We start from the raw sequence: 6,162 nt of genomic DNA, 5'->3' as shown, positions 1-6,162 counted from the left end.
AAGCGTGGATGGATCGATTTCATGGTGTGGCGACCCACTACCTGAAGAACTACCTGGGTTGGCGCAGGATGCTGGAGCGTTACGGAAGGGGTGTGAATATCAAAGCGTGTTTGCATGAGGCTCTGGGGCACCCCATGCAACACGTAATTGGGACATAGCCTTTTTTATGGCACAAGGGTAGCCCGAGCTGTAAAAAAGCGCCCGCAGGCGCCTTTGTCATTCGAGCCGAAACGCACAGGCATCACTGGTCGATCTCGTCCAGATAGTCGTCCAGGTTGCTGTCGTCGCTCTTCTCCGGCGCCGGCGCCTTGAGCTCGCTCTGACGGCCGTTCACCTTACTCTGGTTGTACTGCAGATAGAAGTCCTTGGTCAGGGCGTAAGGATCGAGCGCGTTGTCGATGATCCGCTCCTGATCGATCAGCTTGGAACGAGTACCCAGACCATCCAGTGCCCAGTGCACAACTTTCAACGGGAAAGTCAGCAAGGCATAAGGGAAATACAGCGTATCAACGGTATCCCCCACCAGCTTGCGAGTGGTAGTCGGGCCGTAGACCGGTACCATCAAGTAGGCACCATCCCCGATATCGGCCCGGCCCAGCACGGTATCAAGCTCCAGCTTGTTGCGCTCTAGGCCCGCATGCTTGGCCACGTCGAAGATCCCCAGCAGACCGACTGTGGTGTTGAGGGTGAAACGGCCCAGGTTGGTGCCCGCCCCCTTCAGATCGCCAGTCAGCAGATGGTTGACCATACTGCTCGGTTCGTTGAAGTTCTCCACCAGATTCTCGATACCATCCTTCATCCCTTGCGGGATGTAGCGCGCATAGCCATGTACCACGGGACGAGCCACATAGGGCTCAAGCACATCGTAGTTGACCGCCCACATGGCCCGGTTAGCTCCCTGGAACGGGTCACGGCCATCGCTGGCCGTACTGGTCGCCTCTGGCCGACTCGGGGCCTCCTTGAGGTCAAGGCTTGCAGGACCCGGCTTGGGCGGACCACCTGCACAGCCCCCCAGCAACAATGCCACCATCAATGCCCCTAAACGCACATACATATGGAAGTCCTAGCTTTTTATTACGATTAATCTGAATTATAAGCAGCCCGCCCCTATCAAGGGGGCGGGCCAAAGGAGTATTAGAGGGCGTGATCGATGCGGATGTCAATCGGTGCTGAAGGAATTGCGTCAGTCGGGATCGGCGCCGATACACCTTCAAACGCCCCTTCCTTGTTCATGACGTTGCCGCCCCGGGAGAGCCGCGCCTTGAACTGCAACTGCGGGTAGGCGGCGAGCTTGCTGCCCTCCATCATGGCATCGCCATCTCCCAGTGACAGGGTCAGCGGGAATTGGGGACCCGGGATACGCTTGACCGCGATGGGCATGGGCGGGCCGTTGGGGATCACCGCAAACACGAACAGATGGGCATCCTCCGGCAACTGGATGCCAGGGGCCAGCGTGACATGGAGCGGGAACTCACCGGCCTTCACCTCCAGCACCTGGGCAGGCGCCTGGGTTGGTGCCTGTTCGCTTTGGATCGCCGGCACGCCTGGCGCCGCCATGCCACGCTGTTTCAGCTGCTGCTCGGCATAGTCGATGGAACGCTCCACCATGGTGTAGCGAGTCGAGCCCTTCTCCATCAGCGGCAGCATCTCCCGCCAGCGCTGCAGGGCTGTCTTGAAGTCCTCTTTTTGCAGCGCCATGAAGGCATAGACAGAGCGTGCTTCTATGTTGGCAGGGTCCAGCGCGATGGCGCTGCGCAGCAGCTCATCGGCCTGGGCGTCATCCCCGGTCATCATCAACGCCTGGGCGTAAGGCACCGCCACCATGGCCTTCTGCGGCGTCAGCCCGTAGGCCCGCTCCAGCGCCTCACGGGCCATCTCGGGGTCATTGCCATCCAGTGACAGGCGACCCAGCAGCAGCCAGCCGCGATAATCGTTCGGTTCATCTTTCAGACGGGTACGCAAGCCCAGCATGAAGTCCATCAGATCCTGTTCGGTCACCTCGGCATCCCGCTCCACCAGGATGCGGTTGCTCAGCTCACCCAGCCGGCTGTTGGCATCCTGCCAGCGGCTCACCTCCTGCCAGGCCCCCAACTTGTAGTAGAGACCCAGACTCACCACCACCAGCACCAGCACACCCGGGATCCAGACCAGACTCTTGCCACCACGGGCGGTCTGCTCCACATCGGGAATGTCATCCAGCAGACTGCGTTGCAGCTCGACGAGAGAGTCCGGCTCCTCCGCTAATATGCCCTGTTCACGCTCTTCGCCTATCTCCAGCAGACGCTGTCGATAGAGCTGCTTGTTGAGGGCCGAGCGGCTGATACTCTGCTTGCCCTCACCACGCCACAGCGGCAATACCAGCGCAAGGCTCACCAGTGCCAGCAGGGCCGCGATCACTATCCAAAATGCGGTCATTGTTTCTCTTCCTCTTTGAGCAGGGCAGTCAGACGACGCTGCTCCTCCGCGCTCAGGGCGCTATCCGCCGGCCTGGCCGTGACGGTACGACGACGGCTGCGCACCACCACAGTGACGACACCTATGACGATAACCAGCAGCGGACCTAGCCAGAGGATCAGGGTCGACGCCATCAGTGGCGGATCATATAAAATGAAATTGCCGTAGCGGGCGACCATGTAGTCCACCACTTCCTGCTTGTCCTTGCCTTCGCGCACCATTTGATAAGTCTTGTCACGCAGGTCCTTGGCCAGCCCAGCGTTGGAATCGGCTATGTCCTGATTCTGACACTTGGGGCAACGCAGCTCCTTGGTCAGCTCGCGAAAAGTCAGCTCCTGCGCATCGTTATCGAAGGTGTAGACATCGATGGCGGCCAGCGCCTGACCTGTGCCACCCAATCCTGCCAGCAATAGCAGGGATGCAATCAATATTCTCATCATGCTCTCCCTCATTTCATGGCATCAAAGATGGGTTTGAGGGTCGATGCCCAGACTTCGGGGTTGATATCCCCCACGTGGCGATAGCGGATGATGCCTTGGCTATCGATGAAAAAGGTCTCAGGTGCCCCATAAACTCCCAGGTCCAACCCCAGCATGCCATCCGGGTCATACAGATTGATCTGATAGGGGTTGCCGAGCTCCGCCAGCCACTTGATGGCCTTGGCACGCTCATCCTTGTAGTTCATGCCGACTATGTAGATCCCCTGCCCCGCCAATTCTTTCAGGTAGGTGTGCTCGCTGTAGCAGGTCGGGCACCAGGTGGCCCAGACGTTGAGCAACATGGGGCGTCCTTTGAGGATGCTGCGGTCATGCTGCTTGTTCAGGTCATAGATGTCCTGCAGGGTGAACACGGGCACCTCCTTGCCTACCATCACGGATTCGAGCTTGGTAGGGTCTGAGTAGAGCCCGCGAAACAGGAAGCCGGCCCCCAGCAGAAAGATGATGAAGGGGATCAGAAACAACCAGGTCTTGTTGCTCATGCCTTGGCCTCCTCGTCACGACGACCGAAACGGTAACGCTTGTCCAGCATCGCCAGCACGCCGCCGATGGCCATGAAGACACCGCCGAACCAGATCCAGCGCACGAAGGGCTTGTAGTAAATCCGCACCGCCCAGGCACCGTTGTCGAGCTGCTCGCCGAGCGCTGCATAGAGATCCCGGGTGAAACCAGCGTCGATCGCAGCCTCCGTCATCGGCATCCGACTCACCTTGTACATGCGCTTCTCGGGTTTGAGCAGAGCGACCTGCTTGCCATCCTTGTGTACTTCCAGCACGCCTTTGAAACCGTCATAGTTCGGGCCGTTCTTCTCGGCAATTCCGGCGAAGACAAACTCGTAATCGGCAAATTGCACTCGATCGCCGGCCTGCATGCGCAGATCCTTCTCGATGCTGTAGTTCTGGGTACAGGCGATGCCGATGATGCTGACCGCCAGTCCCACGTGGCCCAGGATCATGGCCCAGTGGCTGTTGCCAAGCCGGCGCACCCCTACCGCAAAAGAGTGTTTGTGGGTAGCGCGCACCCAGGTCTCCTGGATGCTGGTGATGATGATCCAGGTTCCCAGACCAATTCCCAGTGCCGCCCAGGGTTTGAACTCCTCGGCCAGCAGCAGCGGCAGCAGGAAAGCGGCGGCCAGGCTCAATGCCAACGCCAGCATCACCTTGCCCTTGAGATCCCCCAGCTCCTGGCGGCGCCAGCGAAACAGCGGGCCAACCCCCAGCAGCAGCGCAAACGGAATGATCAGCCAGCTGTAGATGTGATTGAAGAAGGGGGTCCCGATGGAGATGCTGCCAAGCCCCAGCTCCTTGTGCACCAGTGGCAACAGGGTGCCGAGCAGCACGGTCAGCAGACCTGCCACCAGCAGGATGTTGTTGCACAGCAACAGGGTCTCGCGGCTCCACAGTTCGTGCTTGCCGTGACTCTTCACCTGCGAGCCCTTGAAGGCAAACAGCAAGAGCGAACTGCCGATCACCGCCAGCAGGAAGCCCAGAATGAACAGGCCGCGGGTCGGGTCGGAGGCAAATGCATGCACCGAGACCAGCACGCCGGAGCGCACCAGGAAGGTACCAAGCAGGCTCAGGGAGAAGGCGGAGAGTGCCAGCAGCACTGTCCAGGCCTTGAAGGTAGCTCGCTTTTCGCTGACAGCCAGTGAATGGAGCAGCGCAGTCCCCGCCAGCCAGGGCATGAAGGAGGCGTTTTCAACAGGATCCCAGAACCACCAGCCACCCCAGCCAAGCTCGTAATAGGCCCACCAGGAGCCGAGCACGATGCCGAGAGTCAGAAAGACCCAGGCCGCCATGGTCCAGGGACGGGACCAGCGGGCCCAGGTGGCGTCGAGGCGTCCTGTCATCAGGGAGGCAATGGCGAAGGCGAAGGCCACCGAGAAGCCCACATAACCCATGTAGAGCATGGGCGGGTGGAAGATGAGGCCGGGATCCTGCAACAGTGGATTGAGGTCGCGTCCATCCACCGGGAAGTAAGGCAGAGTACGAGTGAAAGGATCCGAGGTGAACAGCACGAAGGCGGTAAAACCGACCGAGATCAGCCCCAGCACGCCGAGTACCCGCGCCACAGCATCGAGCGGCAGGCTGCGGCTGAACAGGGCCACAGCCGCGGTCCAGCCACCCAGGGTCAGTACCCAGAGCAGCAGTGAGCCCTCATGGGCGCCCCAGACGGCGGAGATCCGATACGCCAGCGGCAACAGGGTATTGGAGTTGGTGGCCACGTACTGCACGGTAAAGTCATTGTCGATGAAGGCCCAGGTCAGGCACAGGAAGGACAGCAACAGCAGCAGGAATTGGGCATAGGCCAACGGACGGGCCGCCGACATCATGCCGAGCCGCCCCCACTGGGCACCGAGCAAGGGATAGACGCCCAGCAGCAGGGCGGTGGCAAAGGCCAGGATCAGTGAAAACTGTCCTAATTCCGGGATCATGGCTGAACTCCTTTCAAATGAGCCGCAGCACGAACCTGTAAACCGGCTTGAAATGGTGAAAGCGGTGCGAATGCTGTCGGGATCATTGCTTGGCTCCCTTCAACTGCGCCTCGGTATATTCCGGCTTGAAGTGCATGCCATTGGTGGCATCGGCCACTTCCGGCGGCATGTAGTTCTCATCGTGCTTGGCCAGCACCTCGAACGCCTCCACCGTAGTGGCGTTCTTGAGGGTACCCTGGGCCACTATGCCCTGCCCTTCGCGAAACAGGTCGGGCAGTATGCCGTCAAACTCGACGGTCACCAGATGGCCGCCGTTGTCCACCAGCTTGAAGGCCACCTTGAGGCTCTGCTGATCCCGCTGCACAGAGCCCGGCACCACCAGGCCACCGATGCGCAGGCGCTGCCCCTCTTCCGGCTTGATCTTGTCCGGCCCCTTGCCCTCCACCAGCTCGCTCGGGGTGTAGAAGAGATCGATATTCTGGCTGAGGGCATAGAGCACCAGGCCTATCACGGCGGCGAGGCCAAGACTTATCGCCAATATGATGGTGAGGCGTTTCTTGCGTCTCGGGTTCATAGGGTGTTCTCCATCTGCTGGGCCGCCTTGCGGCGGGTCTCGCGGGCCTGCTTGCTGCGCAATTCGCCGAGCAGGCTGCGGGTCTTCAACCGGGTGGAAATGACGATGCCAACCAGGCAGACCAAGGTCAGACCGAAGGAGAGCCAGACATAGAAGGCGTACCCGCCCATCGCCATGAAGTCACTGAAAGAGGCAAAGTGCAT

General features: G+C 60.1%; 7 protein-coding genes and 1 pseudogene. 1 reads left to right on the top strand and 7 read right to left on the bottom strand.

Annotated elements, in window-relative coordinates:
• Positions 1–158: pseudogene (locus tag ACW5XD_RS14105) on the top strand (IS1595 family transposase); the annotation flags it as partial.
• A gap of 83 nt (positions 159–241) precedes the next feature.
• Here the strand turns inward: ACW5XD_RS14105 and ACW5XD_RS14100 are convergent.
• The 7 genes from ACW5XD_RS14100 to ccmD all read right to left on the bottom strand — a co-directional run bounded on the left by ACW5XD_RS14100 (position 242) and on the right by ccmD (position 6,162).
• Positions 242–1,054 carry an MlaA family lipoprotein gene (locus ACW5XD_RS14100; protein ID WP_456495415.1) on the bottom strand — a complete coding sequence of 271 codons (813 nt, stop codon included), beginning with the start codon at positions 1,052–1,054 and terminating at the stop codon, positions 242–244.
• 80 nt (positions 1,055–1,134) lie between these two features.
• Positions 1,135–2,415, bottom strand: coding sequence for a c-type cytochrome biogenesis protein CcmI (gene ccmI / locus ACW5XD_RS14095; protein ID WP_456495414.1), 1,281 nt, complete (start codon positions 2,413–2,415; stop codon positions 1,135–1,137).
• Positions 2,412–2,891 (bottom strand): cytochrome c-type biogenesis protein, encoded by a 480-nt coding sequence (locus ACW5XD_RS14090; RefSeq protein WP_456495413.1) that lies wholly within the window; start codon positions 2,889–2,891, stop codon positions 2,412–2,414. The genes ccmI and ACW5XD_RS14090 overlap by 4 nt, the downstream gene beginning before the upstream one ends.
• An 11-nt stretch (positions 2,892–2,902) precedes the next feature.
• Positions 2,903–3,433 carry a DsbE family thiol:disulfide interchange protein gene (locus ACW5XD_RS14085; protein WP_456495412.1) on the bottom strand — a complete coding sequence of 177 codons (531 nt, stop codon included), beginning with the start codon at positions 3,431–3,433 and terminating at the stop codon, positions 2,903–2,905.
• Entirely contained in the window at positions 3,430–5,385 is a 1,956-nt protein-coding gene (locus tag ACW5XD_RS14080) for a heme lyase CcmF/NrfE family subunit (protein ID WP_456495411.1), read from the bottom strand. Before ACW5XD_RS14080 ends, ACW5XD_RS14085 begins: the two co-directional genes overlap by 4 nt.
• 82 nt (positions 5,386–5,467) lie before the next feature.
• Positions 5,468–5,959 (bottom strand): cytochrome c maturation protein CcmE, encoded by a 492-nt coding sequence (ccmE, locus tag ACW5XD_RS14075; RefSeq protein WP_042872036.1) that lies wholly within the window; start codon positions 5,957–5,959, stop codon positions 5,468–5,470.
• Positions 5,956–6,162 (bottom strand): heme exporter protein CcmD, encoded by a 207-nt coding sequence (ccmD, locus tag ACW5XD_RS14070; RefSeq protein ID WP_456495410.1) that lies wholly within the window; start codon positions 6,160–6,162, stop codon positions 5,956–5,958. Before ccmD ends, ccmE begins: the two co-directional genes overlap by 4 nt.

Source organism: Aeromonas enterica, from assembly GCF_054052465.1.
This window is presented reverse-complemented; position numbering and strand designations above follow the sequence as displayed.

What these genes read in the sequence shown, in the direction of transcription:
- ACW5XD_RS14100 (WP_456495415.1), bottom strand. Translation starts at nt 1,054, where the DNA reads ATGTATGTGCGTTTAGGGGCATTGATGGTGGCATTGTTGCTGGGGGGC.
- ccmI (WP_456495414.1), bottom strand. Translation starts at nt 2,415, where the DNA reads ATGACCGCATTTTGGATAGTGATCGCGGCCCTGCTGGCACTGGTGAGC.
- ACW5XD_RS14090 (WP_456495413.1), bottom strand. Translation starts at nt 2,891, where the DNA reads ATGAGAATATTGATTGCATCCCTGCTATTGCTGGCAGGATTGGGTGGC.
- ACW5XD_RS14085 (WP_456495412.1), bottom strand. Translation starts at nt 3,433, where the DNA reads ATGAGCAACAAGACCTGGTTGTTTCTGATCCCCTTCATCATCTTTCTG.
- ACW5XD_RS14080 (WP_456495411.1), bottom strand. Translation starts at nt 5,385, where the DNA reads ATGATCCCGGAATTAGGACAGTTTTCACTGATCCTGGCCTTTGCCACC.
- ccmE (WP_042872036.1), bottom strand. Translation starts at nt 5,959, where the DNA reads ATGAACCCGAGACGCAAGAAACGCCTCACCATCATATTGGCGATAAGT.
- ccmD (WP_456495410.1), bottom strand. Translation starts at nt 6,162, where the DNA reads ATGCACTTTGCCTCTTTCAGTGACTTCATGGCGATGGGCGGGTACGCC.